The sequence below is a fragment of the Campylobacter concisus genome, from assembly GCF_003049735.1.
In the GTDB taxonomy this organism is placed as follows: Bacteria; Campylobacterota; Campylobacteria; order Campylobacterales; family Campylobacteraceae; genus Campylobacter_A; species Campylobacter_A concisus_AN.
Map to the genome: position 1 here is coordinate 223364 of NZ_PIRM01000001.1, position 16993 is coordinate 240356.

The following is a 16993-nucleotide window of genomic DNA, read 5'->3' on the forward strand; positions in this document are numbered from 1 at the left end:
TTATTTTAAGAGGTATGAATATGATAAGGCCTTTGAACCAAAGACCAAATTTTCAGGCAAATGCGCTAAATAAAAATAGTGATGCCAAGGTCGAAACTCAGAGTAAAGAAGTAAGAACAAACGAAAACGCAAAGCTAAAAGAGATAACTGATGCCATAGAAAATGGTACTTATCAGGTTGATATCTCAAAAACGGCTAGGGCTGTGGCTGATGCGTTGCTGTAATTAAGGAATTTAAATGATAAAAAAGCTTTTGGACGAGGCTATAGGCGAGCTTGATGAGCTCATAAATTTAACCATACAAGATATCGCAAATATAAAAGAAGCTAAGCACTCAAGTGTTGATGAGAGTGTAAAGAAAAAAAATGCCTTAGTTCGTGCATTTGAAGATACAAAAAGAGCACTAGATAAAGAGCTTTTAAAGGTATCAAAAGAGAGCGGTACGACTACACTTGCTAGTGTTTTAGACGATGAAGTGAAGTCAAAGCTTGTTCTTATGCGTTCAAAGCTTGAAAATTTACATAAAGTTAATAAAGAATATGCAAGACATGTTGTTGCTGTTAAAGAATTTTTTGACTCACTTAATGAAAAAATTTTTGGAACTAAAACAAGTGAATACGGCCAAGATGGAAACAGCATAGATAATAATTTTTATAAATCAAGGGTTTAAAAAATGGCTAATATCTTTATGTCATTAGGCACGGGTGTTTCAGGACTAAATGCAGCCCAGCTTCAAATAAGTACAACCGGAAATAATATCGCAAATGCCGATAGTAACTACTATACAAGGCAGCGTGTTGTCCAGTCTGCTTCTCCAGCGATGAATACAGTACCTGGTGGAGTTGGCACAGGCACACAAGTAGATACTATAACAAGACTTCATGATGAGTTTGCCTACTCAAGACTAAAATATTCATCGTCAAATTTAGAAAATACAGCCTATAAACAAAGAATTTTGCAAGAAGCTACAAAATATTTTCCTGACCTAAAAGATAATGGAATGGTGAAGGATATTCAGGAGTATTTTTCCGCGTGGAATAACTTTGCTTCAAACCCTAATGCAGGTGCTCAGAAAGTAAATTTGATAAATAAAGCAAGTGTATTGACTGCAAGTATTAACCGCTCATCAAAGATGCTTTATGATATGCATGAAAAGATTGATGAAACGATAAAAATAAATATAAATGAGATAAATTCTCTAGGCAGACAAATAGCAAACATTAATAAGCAAATCCAAAGAATAGAATCAGGCGCAGACGCTGGTATAAAAATAAATGCAAATGATCTTCGTGATAAACGTGATGAGCTTGAGCTTGCTATGTCAAAGCTGGTAAATACAGCAGTTTATAAAAGCGATCTAAAGAGCAATTCTAGGGTAGATACAGGAATAACAGATCAAGGAAAATACTACAATCTAAATATTGGTGGTGTAAGTATCGTTGATGGTGTAAATTTTCATGAAATTTCTATGAGTTCAACCGAAAGTGGAAGATATACAAAAATTTATTATGAAAGAGAAGATGGCAGAAGAATCCCAATGGAAGAAAAGATCACAGGCGGTAAAATCGGTGCTGCGCTTGATCTTAGGGGTCGAAACTACGAGCCAGATAATGATAAATTTAGCGACGGAACGATCCAAAAATACATTGATAATTTAAATACATTTAGTAAAACCTTGATAACAAGTACAAATAATATCTATGCCGAATCCGCAGTTGAAATTTCTAACTCAGATCCGATAAGTTATTTAGAAGGCGATAAGACGTTGATGAATCATGATAATAGTATAAGAAACGGAAGTTTTGAAGCTATTGTTTATGATAACAAAGGCAATGTCGTGGCCAGAAAAACTATAAATGTAAATGGCACGACGACAATGAATGATACAAGATATGGCAACTCTATTGTCAAAGACTTTAACTCAAACTCAGATGACAATAAAGATAATAATATGCTAAATGACGTTGATGACTTTTTTGAGGCGTCATATTTTTATGATAAAAATACTAAAAAAGGCACATTTTCTCTCATTCCAAAACAAGCTCAAGGGCTTTATAGCATATCGATAGTCGATCACGGCACAAATTTCCCAGGTGCTGTTGGCATAAATAGATTTTTTTCAGGTACTGACTCAAATAGTATCGGCATAAATCAAAATTTTACCCAAGACCACACAAAGCTTCGTGCCTACTCAAAGCCAGTTATCGGAAATAATGAAGTTGCAAATAAAATGATCCAGCTTCAGTATCAAAAGCAGACCTTTTACTCAAGTGGCATAGCGCTTGATAGAGATGAGACGATCGAGGGATATTACCGCTATCTTACGACTGACATGGCGAGTGATACAGAGGCGAATAATACGATCCACGATACAAATACGTCTTTGCAAAAGACAGCTGAAGAGGAATTTCAATCAACAAGTGGCGTAGACACCAATGAAGAGCTTACAAATTTGATCCGCTTTCAAGCAAGTTACGGCGCAGCTGCAAAGATCATCACGACCGTTGATCAAATGCTTGACACGCTTCTTTCATTAAAACAATGAGCGAGCTAAAGAGCCTTTTAGACTCGCACGTACTTAGTAAAAATACAAATCTGGGGCTGTTTGAAGCCCCAGATCCACTTCAAGTAGCTACTAAATTTAAAGAGCCAAACATAGCGCTCATTTGTGCGTTATTTGCTTATGGCAACGCAAAAATGATAGTGAAATTTCTAAATTCGCTTGATTTTGGTTTGCTTGATGAGAGTGAGCAAAATATCAAAAAAAATTTATCAAATTTCAAATACCGCTTTCAAAATGAAAATGATGTAAGAGAAATTTTTATCACTCTCTCACGTCTTAAAAAAGAGGGTGATATAGAAGAAATTTTACGCCAAGGTCTTGCAAAAAATGGCGAAATGATAGATGGCGTAAATGAGCTTATTAAATTTATTTACGGGCTAAATTCTTACCGCTCTGACGGATATGAGTTTTTCTTTGGTAAGAGTTTTGACAAAGAGCCACAAAGCCCATATAAACGCTATAACATGTATCTTCGCTGGATGGTAAGGGGTAGCGACATCGACCTTGGGCTATTTAAAAATTTACCAAAAGATAAACTTTTGATGCCGCTTGATGTTCATACGCATAGAGTTTCTTTAAATTTAGGACTTATAAACAGAAAGAGCTACGATTTCAAAGCAGTCATGGATCTTACAAAAAAACTTAGAGAATTTGACGAGTTTGATCCGATAAAATACGACTTTGCACTTTATAGAATAGGGCAGAGCAAAGAGCTAGAAACTATCGTAAAAAATCTTAATCAATAAAAATTATTGCTAAATTTTTAAATTTAGGGTAGACTTGCCGTACAATTTTATCCACAAGGAGCTTGTATGAAAAAAATCGTTTTACTAAGTGCAGTTTTAGGAACTTTGCTTTTTGCTCACGAAGGTCATCACTTTGATGCAAAATCTGGTGAACATCTAGTTATACCTGTTAATGAGCTAAGCGAGAAGGGCGATAAGAGTGTCGGCGAAGTAGTAGCTGTTAAGACAAACTACGGCGTTGCATTTTTTCCAAATTTAAAAGGACTTACTGCAGGGCTACACGGCTTTCACATCCATGAAAATGCTGACTGTGGTGCGACTGAAAAAGGCCTTGGTATGAAAGCAGGCGGCCACTGGGATCCAGCCGGCACAAAAATGCACTCTTTTGCATGGGATGATAAGGGTCACAAAGGCGATTTACCGGCACTTTACGTAGATGCTGAGGGTAATGCGAACTATCCAGTACTAGCCCCAAAGATAAAAAGTCTTGACGAGCTAAAAGGTCACTCATTAATGGTTCATGTTGGTGGCGATAATCATAGCGACAACCCAAAAGCACTTGGCGGTGGCGGTGCTAGAATGCTTTGTGGCGTTATTAAGTAGTCACTTTAATAAACGAGTCTTTGAGCTAGATCCAAAGGCTCGTTAAAATTTATAAATTTTAAAAATCCCTCATTTCAAATATAAAAAATTTACAAAAAGATAAGTACAAATAAAATACAATCTGCTTTTATTTCAATTATCAAAAGAGCAAAAAATGGAATTTGATCTACTTAGCTATGTCGTTTTTTTTGTAGCTGCGTTTTTAGGTGGTTTTATCGATTCTATCGCTGGTGGAGGTGGGCTTATAACGCTTCCAGCTATTATGGCGATGGGCGTGCCACCACACCTTGCACTTGGCACAAATAAGCTTCAAGGTGTCTTTGGTAGCTTTACAGCGACTCTAAATTTCACAAAACGGGGATTAATTAATTATAAAGAGTGCTTTGTAGGTATCGTTTTTACTTTCATTGGAGCTATCATTGGAGCGGTGGTTATCTTATTTTTAAATACAAATTTTTTAAAGATAATTATCCCATTTTTACTGATTGCTATTTTTATCTACACGCTTTTTATGCCAAAAGTCGGTGAAAATGATAGAGCTGCAAAGATGAATGAAAAGCTATTTTATGTAGTTTTTGGACTAATGCTTGGCTTTTATGATGGTTTTTTTGGTCCAGGAACAGGATCTTTTTGGACATTTGCGATAGTGGCATTAATTGGGCTAAATTTAAAAAAGGCTGTCGCTCATACAAAACTCTTAAATTTTACTAGCAATATCGTTGCTCTTGGCATTTTTATAGCCGGCGGACAGATGCTTTGGGCTGTTGGACTTTTGATGGCAGTTGGTCAAATTTTAGGCGCATATTTTGGATCAAATCTTGTCATTAAAAAAGAGGTAAAATTTATTAGAACAATGTTTCTAGTGGTAGTTGCAGTGACTATTTGTAAATTGATTTTCGATTATTTCAGAGTTTAAAATTAAAAATGTTTTAACAATAATTTTGTTACAATCACGCAAAATTCTAAATCCAAGGTAAATTAATGAAAGATTTGTTTCTATTTTCAAATTTCCTAAATAGCTCCCACGCCTTTATCTATGCGTTTCACTTTCTATTTGTAGCTTTGATTGTTATCATAGTTGCTTATATAGCAAGGAGTAAGATGCAGCTTGTACCAAGAGGTCTTCAAAATATAGTTGAAGCTTATTTGGAGGGCGTTATATCTATGGGAAGAGATACTTTAGGTAGTGAAAAACTAGCAAGGAAATATCTTCCACTTGTTGCAACTATCGGTTTTATCGTATTTTTTTCAAATATTGTAGGTATTATTCCTGGATTTGAGTCGCCAACATCAAGTCTAAATTTAACCCTAGTTTTGGCTTTAGTTGTATTTGTTTATTACAACTTTGAGGGCATTAGAGAAAATGGATTTTTTAAATACTTTGGACACTTTATGGGGCCGAATAAATTTCTAGCTCCTATTATGTTTCCAGTTGAAGTGATCTCGCATCTTTCACGTGTAGTTTCGCTATCATTTCGTCTTTTTGGTAATATCAAGGGAGATGATCTATTCTTGCTAGCGATGCTTACACTTGCACCTTGGTTTGCTCCGCTTCCAGCTTTTGCGCTTCTAACGCTTATGGCTGTTTTGCAAACATTTATCTTTATGATGCTAACTTACGTTTATCTAGCTGGTGCCGTTGCTATTAGTGAGCACGAGCATTAAAATTTAAAGCCATATTTTTATATGGCTTTTTCCTTTTTAAAACTATTTAAATTTTAAATCACCTTCTTTATTTTCCAGTCAAAACGCTCATTTTTAGATATTTTAAAAGAAAGTATCGCTAAAATACGCCTTAAAAATTTGTATAAATTTAAAGGTAAAAATATGTTTGAAGTCGTTATCGGTTTAGAAGTTCATACTCAGCTTAATACAAAAACTAAAATTTTCTGCTCTTGCTCGACTAGCTTTGGTGACGAGGCAAACACTCATGTTTGTCCGACCTGCTTAGCTTTGCCTGGAGCACTGCCTGTTCTAAACAAAGAAGCTGTTAAAAAGGCGATTAGTTTTGGTACGGCGATAAACGCTAAAATCAATAAAAAATCAGTATTTAATAGAAAAAACTATTTTTACCCAGATCTTCCAAAGGCCTATCAAATTTCACAGTTTGAAATCCCTATCGTTGAAGGTGGCGAACTTATTATAGATGTTAATGGCACTAAAAAACGCATCGGCGTAACCAGAGCCCACCTTGAAGAGGACGCTGGAAAGAACATCCATGAAGAAACCGAGAGTTTGGTTGATCTAAATAGAGCCGGTACGCCACTTCTTGAGATAGTTAGCGAGCCAGATCTTAGAAGTAGTGATGAAGCGGTTGCTTATCTTAAAAAACTACACTCAATCCTTCGATTTTTAAATATAAGTGACGCAAATATGCAAGAGGGCAGCTTTCGCTGCGACGCAAACGTCTCTATCCGCCCAAAAGGTGATACGAAGCTTTACACGAGAGTTGAGATAAAAAACCTAAACTCATTTAAATTTATCCAAAAAGCTATCGACTACGAAGTAGAGCGTCAAAGTGCAGCTTGGGAAGATGGCAAATACGACGAAGAGGTCTATCAAGAGACGAGGCTGTTTGACACGACAAATTTAGTGACAAGATCTATGCGTGGCAAAGAGGATAGCGCGGAGTATAGGTACTTTCCTGATCCAGACTTGCTGCCAGTTGAGATCCCAGAAGATATGTATAATGAAGCGATAAAAATTCCAGAGCTTGCTGAGCAAAAGGTCGCAAGATATGTTAGCGAGCTAGGCGTAAAAGAGAGTGATGCACTAAATTTAACTCAAAGCGTTGAGATGGCTAGATATTTTGAAGAGCTGATCGCCGCTGGAATTGCTCCAAAGCTTGCTACTACGTGGCTTATAGTCGAGTTGCTTGGTCGCTTAAATAACGGCGTAACGATCGAGACAAGCCCAGTTAATAGTACTAAAATGATAAATTTACTAAAACGCATAGAAGATGGAACGATAAGCGGCAAGGCTGCAAAAGAGGTTCTGGACTACCTAATGGAAAATGATGCGGACGTTGATGGTGTCATCGAAAAGCTTGGCTTAAAACAAGTGAGTGACGACTCAGCGATCATCGCGATCATAGATCAAATTTTGGCTGCAAATACCGACAAAGTCGAAGAGTATAAAAACGGCAAAGATAAGATGTTTGGCTTCTTTGTCGGTCAGGTGATGAAAGAGGGCAAGGGTGCCTTTAACCCAGGCAAGGTCAATGAGCTTTTAAAGGCCAAAATAGGCTAAAAAAGGGCTAAAATGAGCATAGCAGTCATCGGAGCTGGCAAGTGGGGCAGTGCGCTATTTCACGCATTTAGTGAAAATAACGAGTGTGTCATCAGCTCAAGAACACCAAGAGAGATGTTAAATTTTGTAAGCTTAGAAGAGGCTTTGGAGTGCGAATATCTAGTCTGCACGATCCCAACGCAAGCTACAAATTTATGGCTAAAGCAAAACTACAAAAACAAAGGTCAAAAGATCCTAGTCGCCAGCAAGGGCATAGACACGGCAAATCTCAAATTTTTAAATGAAATTTATGAAGACTTTGTGGATAGAGAAAATTTGGCTTTTCTCTCTGGGCCGACCTTTGCAAAAGAGATCATGCAGAAGCTTCCTTGCGCTTTGGTGGTAAATTCTAAAAATGAAAATTTAGCTTTAAAATTTGCTTCATTTTTCCCAAGCTACATGAAAGCCTACACCTCAGATGATGTGATAGGCGCTGAAGTATGTGGGGCATATAAAAACGTGATCGCCATAGCTGGCGGCATCTGTGACGGCCTTGGCCTTGGCAACAACGCAAGGGCGAGCCTTATTTCACGTGGGCTTGTCGAGATGGCTAGATTTGGCAAATTTTTTGGCGCAAAAGATGAGACATTTATGGGGCTAAGCGGTGCAGGGGATCTGTTTTTAACTGCCTCATCGATACTTTCACGCAACTACCGCGTAGGTCTTGGTATTGCAAGGCACGAGAGATTAGAAAAAATTTTAAATGAGCTTGGCGAAGTGGCCGAGGGCGTCGATACCGCAAGAGCTATTAGTAAGATCGCCAAAGAAAAGGGCATATATGTGCCGATCGCTAGCGAGGTTGAAAATATGCTAAATGGCAAAGATGTTTTTGAAAGCGTTAAATCGCTTTTGGGAAGAAGATGAGAGCTTTAAAATTTATACTTTTTGTGGCCATTTTTGCTCTGGAGCTTAATGGCGTAGAAGTGAGCCTAAGAGCTAAGGTCTCGCAGATGATAATGGTTGGCTTTAATGGAGCTAGCACAAAAGATGCTGCATTTCGCGCGATGTTAAGCGATGCTGGATACGAGAGATTTGGCGGAGTGATGCTACTTGGTAGAAACGTGACTAGCAAAGCCCAGCTAAAAGCTAGCATAAAAGCGATCAAAGAGAAAAATCCCAAAATTTTCATCGCTATCGATGAAGAGGGCGGCAACGTGAGCCGCATGAAGGATAAGAGCTTTGATGGCCCATATCCTAGCGCATACGAGGTCGCAAGCACACTTGATATCAAAAGCGCATACGATCTCTACTCAAAAATGGCTATAAATTTAAAAGAGTGCGGCATAAATTTAAATTTCGCCCCAGTGGTCGATCTGCACGACGAAAACTCTCCGATCATCGCTGCTAAGCAAAGGGCGTTTAGCGAGTATGCAAGCAAGGTTGTGATCTACGCCGATGCTTTTATGGACGCATTTAAAGAGCAGGGCATCCTAACAACACTTAAGCACTTCCCAGGACATGGCAGCTCAAAAGAGGACTCGCATAAAAACAAGAGTGAGATCACGCTAAGCAAAGATGCGCTACTACCATACAAAGACGCTATAAACACAGGTAGAGCGCAGATCATCATGGTAGGGCACCTTTTTGTAAAAGGTATCGACGAGGACAATCCGGCCACACTTTCTAAAAAAATAATAACTGATCTCTTGCGAAATGAGCTTAAATTTAATGGCGTGGTCATCAGCGATGATATGCTGATGAAAGGCGTTGGCGACGAAGCTTTAGCACAAAAAGTGGTGAAATTTATAAACGCTGGTGGCGATATCTTGCTCTTTAGCGAGTTCAAGATAAATAACCAAAGAACGGCCGATCTAGTCGCTCAAATCATAGTCGATGCAGTAAACGAGAAAAAGATCAGCAAAGAGCGAATCGATGCTTCATATAAGAGGATAATGGCTCTAAAAGCGAAGCTTTAATGGTTATCCTGATGAGTTGCAATCCACTTATTAAGAAATAGAAATTTAGTGGAATTTTAAGAAACTTTAAAAAGTATTTTAGACTAGTAAATTTCTATCAATCTCGTCTTTTTCTAAATCAAAGTATAAAACATTAAGCCACATATTGTTTTCATATTTAAATTTCATAGCTTTTTGGTCAACGCCGCTTATTCTTGGGTATACGAGATAAAGCCTGCCGCACTCGTATTTCTTACCATAAGCATATAGCTGATATAAGTCGGCTTGTGAGATATCATCTCTTGACTTGACGATCTTCCATTTTGTGTCGGCTATATAATTTTGGTTTTTATATCTTAAAAATATATCTGGTTTTAACCCGAAGTCTCTTCTTGGTTCTTCAATAAGATATTTTCCTCGATGCTGCAATATGGCACCGGGAAGCTTTTTCTTTATAAAATTTCCAACATAGCTTTCAAAAAGCGTATTCATATCAAATAGCAAGGCAAAAGCCACATCGCTACCTCTATACGGACTAAACGACTTATTTTGTAAAAATATCTTACTCCATAAAAGCGCTTGCTCATAGTGTTTTGTTTGGCGATTTAGTTTTAAGCGGTTAAAGTCCGCGTTTATATCGGAGCTAGATGAAATTTCGTCAAAGATAAATAAATATTCCCTAATAAGCCGTTGATTTTTGCTTGATTTTGAGCGTCTGTATAAAAACTCGAGTGCGCTTTTTATGAGGTGATTTTCGGCTCTATCTATGGAAAATTCCTGATAGCAAACGTAAAATCTCTCTTTATGCACGATATTTTTACGTATTTGCTCTGATATTTTTAGCTTTCCTTTTAAAAATTTTAGATTATCTTCTAGCTCCACATAGTCGCTTTTTATGCCTATTTTTATGAGTTTCGATACTTCATCTAAGAACATCGATATAAAAATTTCAAGAAGCGGTAGATTCAAGCTTTTTAAATTCGCAATGTTTATATTTTTAAATGGATGGTTTTTTAAAGTTTTTAACATTCTCAGTAAAATCCTTTTAGAATTTTCTACTGCTTCTTTATTGCTGCCATTGTCGTTATCGTGGATCTTTGGAAGTATCTCAAGACTATCGCCACTTTTTGTCTGGATGATACCGACATAGTTTTGAGCTTGTAAAAAATCGCTCTTTTTGTCTCTGCCGGGCTTTAAAAATTCTACTGCGGCAAAATTTTCTCTAGTAAATGCATCTACGGCGTTAAATAGGTCTTGGTCGTCTTCTGGGCGAAATTTTTCAAACTCTATTAAGTATTTAGTCATTGCTCTTGCGTTTTGTTTTGTTTGTAAATTTTTATATAACTTTGAGGGTTGTTGAAAGTTTCTTGGTTGTTTATCTCGTATAGGACTTTATCGTCTATATCGTCGATCTTTGATCCAAATAATTCTTTTGCAACCATATTTTTCTTGACTTTAACAAACTGAAGGTCTTCGTTTTTCTGATTATCTCCTAGAACTAGCCTGATTTTCTCCCAATCGTCGTAAAAATACTCTTGTAGTAGCGGTAAAATTTTGTTTTTAAAGACATTTGCAAGCGTTTCCATGTCTGACACATTTATAAAATAAGCATGTCCTATCGTGTGGTCTCTGTCGTAAATATATTCTATACGCTCGTTTATCATTTTTAGCATTTTGCCTATATTTATATCTTCGATATTTATTTTGTTTAGTTCGTCATATTCTGGCATCATCTCCACAAATTCAAACCTTCTTCTAAGTGCCGTATCCATAAGGGCTATGCTGCGATCTGCTGTATTCATCGTGCCTATTATGTATAGATTTGACGGTACTCCAAATTTCTCTTTTGAATATGGCAGCTCGACCTTTATCTCATCATCTGCACTGAGTCTTTTCGATGGCTCTATGAGCGTTATAAGCTCGCCAAAAATTTTGGATATATTTCCGCGGTTGATCTCGTCGATGATTAATACTCGTTTTTTTGTTTTTATGCTTGATTTTTCCATATAGTATTCAACTAAATACGTGAACAAATTTGTATAACCATTTACTATATATTTTTCGAGTATTTCTGGATTTTTTTCTGCTGCACTCCTATTTTTAATATCTTCTATTGTAATAGACCCATTTTTTAATAATCTTACTAATTCTTCTATTAAATAGATTGGGACAGGAATTTCTCCTTCTATATTTTTTTTCTTTAGTTTTATGAGTTCACTTCCAACATAAGAGATTGTATATCCTTCTATCGTATCTCCTACATTAAAAATTGCATTTTTGCAAATATCTTTAAAAACTCCATTTGTTATTTTGTATTCTAATCCCTTATCTTGGTTAAAAATAGGTTTTATACCCTCAACAAATTCCTCATATCCATAGCTTTGATGAAATGTTACGAATTTTATTTGTCCGCTTTCAATATACCTTTTAAATTTAGACATATCATCTGACGCATTGCCTTCTATAATTTCTAGTGCTTTACGAACAACGTTATATGTTTTTCCAGTTCCAGGAGGACCGTATAAAATTTGATTAAGGGGATAAGTTAATTTTTTGTCATCATTTGTCATTTCATATCCTTTGTTATCACTATTATTTTGTCTGTTGTTTTCTATGTTTTTATAAAATTTGTCATATGCCAGCTTATATACATTTGTTAGTGCATTAAGTAAGCTTGTGTAGTCAAGAGTTGTAAAAGTATATATATTTTCTATGGTAAAGTATATATACTTTTCCCATGCAAGTTTATCAAGTTTGAAACCAGATATATGTATCTTTTTGCATTCTGACTCTAGGAAGTTATATATTTCATCTTTTAGATTTTCTTCTGTATCGCTTAGTTTTGTGTCAGTTAGTCCTATAGATACATAAAAATTACTTGGTTCTGCTAAAACGGCAAAATAAACAACCAAATGAGACTCATTCTTAAAAGGTTGATATCTATTCCATATATATCTTGCAATAGTTTTACCATCTGCTTTTAGCCAATTTCCATTACGCTCACTTATAAAATTTTTAAAAGTATTATCTGTAAATTTGATCAAATTTTCACGAAAATTACTTAATTTGTCACGTGTTATTTTTTCGTATTTGCTGTATTTTGTACCCTGAACGTATCTATTTGTAAAATATTTAAACCCATCTAAAATTTCATTTTTTAAATTATCGCTTATCATATTTCTATCCTTAGTTTTTGTTATTTTATATCTTTTAGCCTTTTGGTTGTCTTTTTACAACCCATCAAATTCTCTCTTTAGTTCCTCTCTTAACTCCTCTGCTCTATCTTCGCCGTCTTTGAAATTTGCCCTTACAAAGCCATCAAGCTTGTCCAAGATCGCAAAGAGTTCGCTCTCCCAGCTTAAATTCTCTTGCTTTGATAAAGTTTCTAATTTTTCTCTTATTTGCTCTAAGGCATCTAATGCTTGATCTTTTTCAGACTCACTATTTAGCGCATCTTCAAATAAAATATCTTGCCTTAAGGCGTTTATTTTTTTAAATATTACGTTGCAAAATTTTGGATATTTTTCAGCATTGTTTAAATTTTCTAAAACCTCCTGTGCGGCTTTTTGATAAGCTGGCACCGCTCCCTCTTCGTCGAGCTTTCTGGTTAGTTTTTGTATCTGAAAATATAAAATAAGCGCTGCAAAAAACGCAAGCAGCAAATAAATCGTCACATTATTCATTTTTACTCCTTTTTCTAAATTTATCTATGCTAATTATCGCGAGTGCCAGCCAGATCATGCAAAACGAGATGACCTTGTAGCCGTCCAAATTTTCGCCGTAAATGAAGACTGCACAAAGGATCGCGATGGTCGGCGAGATGTATTGCAAGTAGCCAATCGTTGTTAAATTTATCCTTGTTGCAGCTGCGTTAAATGCGACAAGTGGCACGATGGTTACGATACTTGAAGCGATCATTAAAAGTGAGTTTTCATTTAGCCCAAAGTGGCTTTTACCTAAAAATGCTATGTAAAGGACGTAAGCAAGTGCAAATGGGAACATAAAAAATGTCTCTATAAAAAGCCCGTTAAATGCGCTAATCTTTGCCATCTTTCTAACTGCCGCGTAAAATCCAAATGAAAGCGGCAAGATGATGGAAACTAATGGTAATCCGCCTTGGGCATAAATTTGTACGCTAATGGCTAAAACGACTATACAAATGGCTAAAATTCCGCTTTTATTTAGCCTTTCTTTAAAGATGATAACACCAAGAAGCATGCTTATTAGTGGATTTATAAAATAGCCCAGGCTTGTGTCTAAAATTTTGCCATTGCTAACTGCATATACATAAACGCCCCAGTTTGTGGTGATAAATATACCACTCAAAAATAAGGTTTTTAGCGAACGAATATCTTTAAGTAAAGTAAAAATTTCGCCCATTTTGCCACTAAAATAAAGCACTCCAGCCATTAAGAAAAATGACCAAATGACTCTGTGGGCTAAAATTTCATAAGCATCGATATCTTTGCTAAAGAGGTTGAAATAAACCGCCAAAAACCCCCACATAAAAAAGGCGCTAAGCGCGAGAATAACGCCTTTTTGGCTCTCATTTAGTCTTGGTATTTTTGTCGCCTTTTATAGAATTTATACTATCTATCATCAAAAGTGTGACCGAGATGGCTAGGCAGATCATTAAAAAGTATGAGCTTTTCTCCAGTCTCTCGCCGATAGCAAATGAGACAAAAAGCATCATTATAGGCTCAAAATATGTAAGCAAACCTAGTACATTTATCGGCACGAGCGTGCTTGAGAGGATCTGGGCGATGAGGGCTATGCCGCTGATAGCACCAAGCAAGATGAGCAGATAGTAGATGTTTGGATTTTGGCTCATCACGTAGTTCATATCGGCTGTGAGCGCAAAATAAAATGAGAATAAAAACATAAAAATTATCTCTATAACAAAGCTTGAGAAATTTGCAAGGTTGTAGTACTTTCTAATGGCAAAATAGACTGGATAAAGGCAAAAAACTACAGCGCTCTCCCACGAGATGCCGCCGCTTAGTATAGCTGTGCTAAAGACGCCAAGGGCTGCAAAAAATATCGAGGCTAGCTTTGTTTTAGAGAGGTGCTCTTTAAAAAATATCCGTCCAAAAAGGACCATGACTATTGGCATGATGAGGTAGCCGATAGAGACTTTTAGCGCTGATCCGTTGCTTGGAGCCCAGAGATAGAGCCACATCTGAAATGAGACAATGAGCGAGGTAGCTAGTAAAACTAGTAAAATTTTAGGTTTTAGCTTTATTTTTAGAAGTAAAAATTTGAAATTTCGCTGCTGTTTTAACAAAAAAATGGCTGCGATGACAAAAGGCATGGCAAAGATCATGCGGTATCCAACAAGAGCTTGCGTGCTGATGGGGTTCATGAGCACTGACATGTAGTAGATGCAGTTAAACAAAACAGATGCCAAAAGCGAATAAAATATGCCTTTTATCATGAAAAAATTCTGCTCCTTTTTGGGTAAATTTAAAGTAGCGATTGTAGGCAAAATATCTTTAATAGCCCATTAATGGCTTTTATTTTTTTAAGTTTGCCGTGATATAATCAGCGTTTAATTAAGGCAAAAAAGATAGGAAAATAAATGACTTGGAACCGCGATAGCTGGAGAGAATTTAATATCTTGCAACAGCCAAATTATCCAGATTTAAAAGAACTTAAAGAGGTTGAAGAAAAGTTAAAAGGACTTCCTCCTTTGGTGTTTGCTGGTGAGGCAAGAAGTTTAAAAGAAGAGCTTGCAAAAGTTTGTAACGGTGAAGCATTTTTGCTTCAAGGTGGCGACTGCGCTGAGAGTTTTACAAATTTTAATGCAAACAACATCAGAGATATGTTTAAAGTCCTACTTCAAATGGCGATAGTTTTGACATTTGCAGGTGGCTGTCCAGTGGTCAAAGTGGGCCGCGTGGCAGGGCAGTTTGCAAAGCCAAGAAGTAGTGATTATGAAGAGATAAATGGCGCTAAACTCCCAAGCTATAGAGGCGACATCATAAATGGCTTTGAATTTGATGAAAAAGCTAGAGTACCTGACCCTAAACGCATGATCGAGGCGTATTATCAAAGTGCATCTACGATGAACTTACTTAGGGCCTTTTCAAGAGGTGGTTTGGCCGACCTTCATCAAGTACATAAGTGGAATTTAGGCTTTGTTAAAAAGCCAGAGATCGGCGAGAAATACGCAAAACTAGCTGATGAGCTAACAAAGACGCTTTCATTTATGGCAGCTTGTGGCATCACTTCAGCAAATACGCCAGTCATAAATCAAACCGCGGTTTATACATCTCACGAGGCACTTTTACTGCCTTATGAGGAGGCTTTAACTAGAGTTGATAGTCTTAGTGGTGAGTGGTACGACTGCTCGGCTCATATGCTTTGGATAGGTGAAAGAACGCGTGGTATAAATGACGCTCACGTGCATTTTTTAAGCGGTGTGAAAAATCCTATCGGCGTAAAGATCGGACCAAGTGCAAAGGCTGAGGACGTCGTCGCGCTTGCAAATAAGCTAAATCCAGAAAATGAAGCTGGCAGACTAAATGTGATAATCAGAATGGGTGCAGATAAGATAGGCGAAAATTTACCAAAAATTTTAAGAGAGCTAAAGCGAGAAGGGCTAAATATCGTTTATAGTATCGATCCGATGCATGGCAACACTGTAAAAACCTCAAATAACTACAAAACCAGAGAATTTGACAAGATAATAAGCGAAGTTAGAAGCTTTTTTGAAATTCACAAAGCTGAGGGCACAAGGGCTGGCGGCGTACATCTTGAGATGACAGGACAAGACGTGACTGAGTGCACGGGTGGGGCATTAAATATCACTGAAAGCTCGCTTGAGCAAAGGTATGAAACACAATGTGATCCAAGGCTAAATGCTGATCAGGCACTTGAGCTTGCGTTTTTGATGGCTGATCTAGTTAAAAAAGCTTAAAATTATAAAATTTGGAGAAAAAGATGGTAAATTTTTATGATCTAATCGTTGTTGGTGGCGGACCCTGTGGAATTGCTAGCGTAGTTGAGGCAAAAAGAAATGGCTTAAACAACGTTTTGCTTCTTGAAAAAGGCGATAATCACAGCCAAACGATAAGAAAATTTTATAAAGATAATAAACGCGTAGATAAAGAGTATAAAGGGCAAGATAGTACGATACATGGCGTAGTTTCATTTGAGGATGGCACGAAAGAGAGCACGCTTGATTATTTTGACAAGCTGCTTGATACTGAAAGGATTGAAGCTTTTTTTAATTCTGAAGTAGAGAGCGTGAAAAAAGATGGAGAAATTTTTAAAGTAACTACCTCAAAAGCCGTATATGAAGCTAAAAATGTGATGATTTCTATCGGTAAAATGGGACGACCAAATAAGCCTGATTATAAAATCCCGCCTTCACTAAACTCGGTTGTAAATTTTAACCTTGATAGCTGTACAAACGGCGAAAAGGTGCTTGTCGTAGGTGGCGGAAACTCAGCAGTTGAGTATGCGATCGAGCTTTGCCAATACAATAAAACCACAATCGCTTATAGAAAAGATAATTTTAGCCGCGTAAATGAGACAAATTTAAGCGCACTTTGGGAGTTAGAAAAGCACGGCAAGATAAAAGTTAGGCTAAATCACGATATAAAAGAGATAGATAACGAATCAGGCAAAGTTAGAGTGCATTATGAAAATGGCAAGATCCGCGTTTATGACAGAGTTGTCTATGCAATAGGTGGCTCAAGTCCGGTTGATTTTTTACAAAAATGTCAGATAAAAATCGATGAAAAGGGCACTCCAATAGTTGATAGTAACTACCAAAGTAGCGTGCCAGGACTTTATGTGGGTGGTGACATCGTGCTAAAAAATGGTGGCTCAATAGTCGTTGCTCTAAATCACGCTCATCACGTCATAAAAGACATTTTAAAGGGCAAGGCATAA

17 protein-coding genes are annotated in these 16993 nt (G+C 36.9%); 12 read left to right on the forward strand and 5 right to left on the reverse strand.

What is annotated here, in order from left to right; translation table 11 throughout:
• Nucleotides 1-20: 20 nt before the first annotated feature.
• The 10 genes from CVS97_RS01165 (at nt 21) to CVS97_RS01210 (ending at nt 9115) form a co-directional block, all read left to right on the forward strand.
• Nucleotides 21-224: a flagellar biosynthesis anti-sigma factor FlgM gene (locus CVS97_RS01165; protein ID WP_199905977.1), complete on the forward strand. Its 204-nt coding sequence runs from the start codon at nt 21-23 to the stop codon at nt 222-224.
• Nucleotides 225-237: 13 nt separating this feature from the next.
• The gene (gene flgN / locus CVS97_RS01170; RefSeq protein ID WP_072594306.1) at nt 238-669 is read left to right on the forward strand and encodes a flagellar export chaperone FlgN; all 432 of its coding nucleotides are present in this window, start codon (nt 238-240) and stop codon (nt 667-669) included.
• Nucleotides 670-672: 3 nt separating this feature from the next.
• Entirely contained in the window at nt 673-2544 is a 1872-nt protein-coding gene (gene flgK, locus CVS97_RS01175) for a flagellar hook-associated protein FlgK (protein ID WP_084107861.1), read from the forward strand.
• Nucleotides 2541-3308 (forward strand): TIGR02757 family protein, encoded by a 768-nt coding sequence (locus CVS97_RS01180; protein ID WP_107784784.1) that lies wholly within the window; start codon nt 2541-2543, stop codon nt 3306-3308. The genes flgK and CVS97_RS01180 overlap by 4 nt, the downstream gene beginning before the upstream one ends.
• A 66-nt stretch (nt 3309-3374) precedes the next feature.
• A complete protein-coding gene (locus tag CVS97_RS01185; RefSeq protein ID WP_087577114.1) occupies nt 3375-3911 on the forward strand; it encodes a superoxide dismutase family protein in 537 nt (178 codons plus the stop codon).
• A 154-nt stretch (nt 3912-4065) separates the two neighbouring features.
• Nucleotides 4066-4827 (forward strand): TSUP family transporter, encoded by a 762-nt coding sequence (locus CVS97_RS01190; protein WP_087577113.1) that lies wholly within the window; start codon nt 4066-4068, stop codon nt 4825-4827.
• Nucleotides 4828-4892: 65 nt separating this feature from the next.
• Nucleotides 4893-5576 (forward strand): F0F1 ATP synthase subunit A, encoded by a 684-nt coding sequence (locus tag CVS97_RS01195; protein WP_107784785.1) that lies wholly within the window; start codon nt 4893-4895, stop codon nt 5574-5576.
• Between the two features lie 162 nt (nt 5577-5738).
• Nucleotides 5739-7160, forward strand: coding sequence for an Asp-tRNA(Asn)/Glu-tRNA(Gln) amidotransferase subunit GatB (gene gatB, locus CVS97_RS01200; RefSeq protein WP_107784786.1), 1422 nt, complete (start codon nt 5739-5741; stop codon nt 7158-7160).
• 12 nt (nt 7161-7172) lie between these two features.
• The gene (locus tag CVS97_RS01205; RefSeq protein WP_107784787.1) at nt 7173-8063 is read left to right on the forward strand and encodes an NAD(P)H-dependent glycerol-3-phosphate dehydrogenase; all 891 of its coding nucleotides are present in this window, start codon (nt 7173-7175) and stop codon (nt 8061-8063) included.
• Nucleotides 8060-9115, forward strand: coding sequence for a glycoside hydrolase family 3 N-terminal domain-containing protein (locus CVS97_RS01210; RefSeq protein ID WP_107784788.1), 1056 nt, complete (start codon nt 8060-8062; stop codon nt 9113-9115). The genes CVS97_RS01205 and CVS97_RS01210 overlap by 4 nt, the downstream gene beginning before the upstream one ends.
• Nucleotides 9116-9193: 78 nt before the next feature.
• Here CVS97_RS01210 and CVS97_RS01215 read toward each other — a convergent pair whose 3' ends face one another.
• The 5 genes from CVS97_RS01215 to rarD (CVS97_RS01235) are packed head-to-tail and all read right to left on the reverse strand — an operon-like array spanning nt 9194 to nt 14528.
• Nucleotides 9194-10399, reverse strand: coding sequence for an McrC family protein (locus CVS97_RS01215; RefSeq protein WP_107784789.1), 1206 nt, complete (start codon nt 10397-10399; stop codon nt 9194-9196).
• Nucleotides 10396-12270, reverse strand: a complete 1875-nt coding sequence (locus tag CVS97_RS01220) for an McrB family protein (RefSeq protein WP_107784790.1) — start codon at nt 12268-12270, stop codon at nt 10396-10398. The genes CVS97_RS01215 and CVS97_RS01220 overlap by 4 nt, the downstream gene beginning before the upstream one ends.
• A 54-nt stretch (nt 12271-12324) precedes the next feature.
• On the reverse strand, nt 12325-12777 hold the full coding sequence (locus CVS97_RS01225; RefSeq protein WP_107784791.1) for an aryl-sulfate sulfotransferase: 453 nt from the start codon (nt 12775-12777) through the stop codon (nt 12325-12327).
• Nucleotides 12770-13657 (reverse strand): EamA family transporter RarD, encoded by an 888-nt coding sequence (gene rarD, locus CVS97_RS01230; protein WP_107784792.1) that lies wholly within the window; start codon nt 13655-13657, stop codon nt 12770-12772. The genes CVS97_RS01225 and rarD (CVS97_RS01230) overlap by 8 nt, the downstream gene beginning before the upstream one ends.
• Nucleotides 13641-14528 (reverse strand): EamA family transporter RarD, encoded by an 888-nt coding sequence (rarD, locus tag CVS97_RS01235; RefSeq protein WP_021091407.1) that lies wholly within the window; start codon nt 14526-14528, stop codon nt 13641-13643. Before rarD (CVS97_RS01235) ends, rarD (CVS97_RS01230) begins: the two co-directional genes overlap by 17 nt.
• 144 nt (nt 14529-14672) lie before the next feature.
• Here rarD (CVS97_RS01235) and CVS97_RS01240 point away from each other — a divergent pair, with 144 nt between their 5' ends.
• Together CVS97_RS01240 and CVS97_RS01245 are read left to right on the forward strand one after the other, a co-directional pair.
• Nucleotides 14673-16013: a class II 3-deoxy-7-phosphoheptulonate synthase gene (locus tag CVS97_RS01240; RefSeq protein WP_107784793.1), complete on the forward strand. Its 1341-nt coding sequence runs from the start codon at nt 14673-14675 to the stop codon at nt 16011-16013.
• Nucleotides 16014-16036: 23 nt separating this feature from the next.
• The gene (locus CVS97_RS01245; RefSeq protein WP_107784794.1) at nt 16037-16993 is read left to right on the forward strand and encodes an NAD(P)/FAD-dependent oxidoreductase; all 957 of its coding nucleotides are present in this window, start codon (nt 16037-16039) and stop codon (nt 16991-16993) included.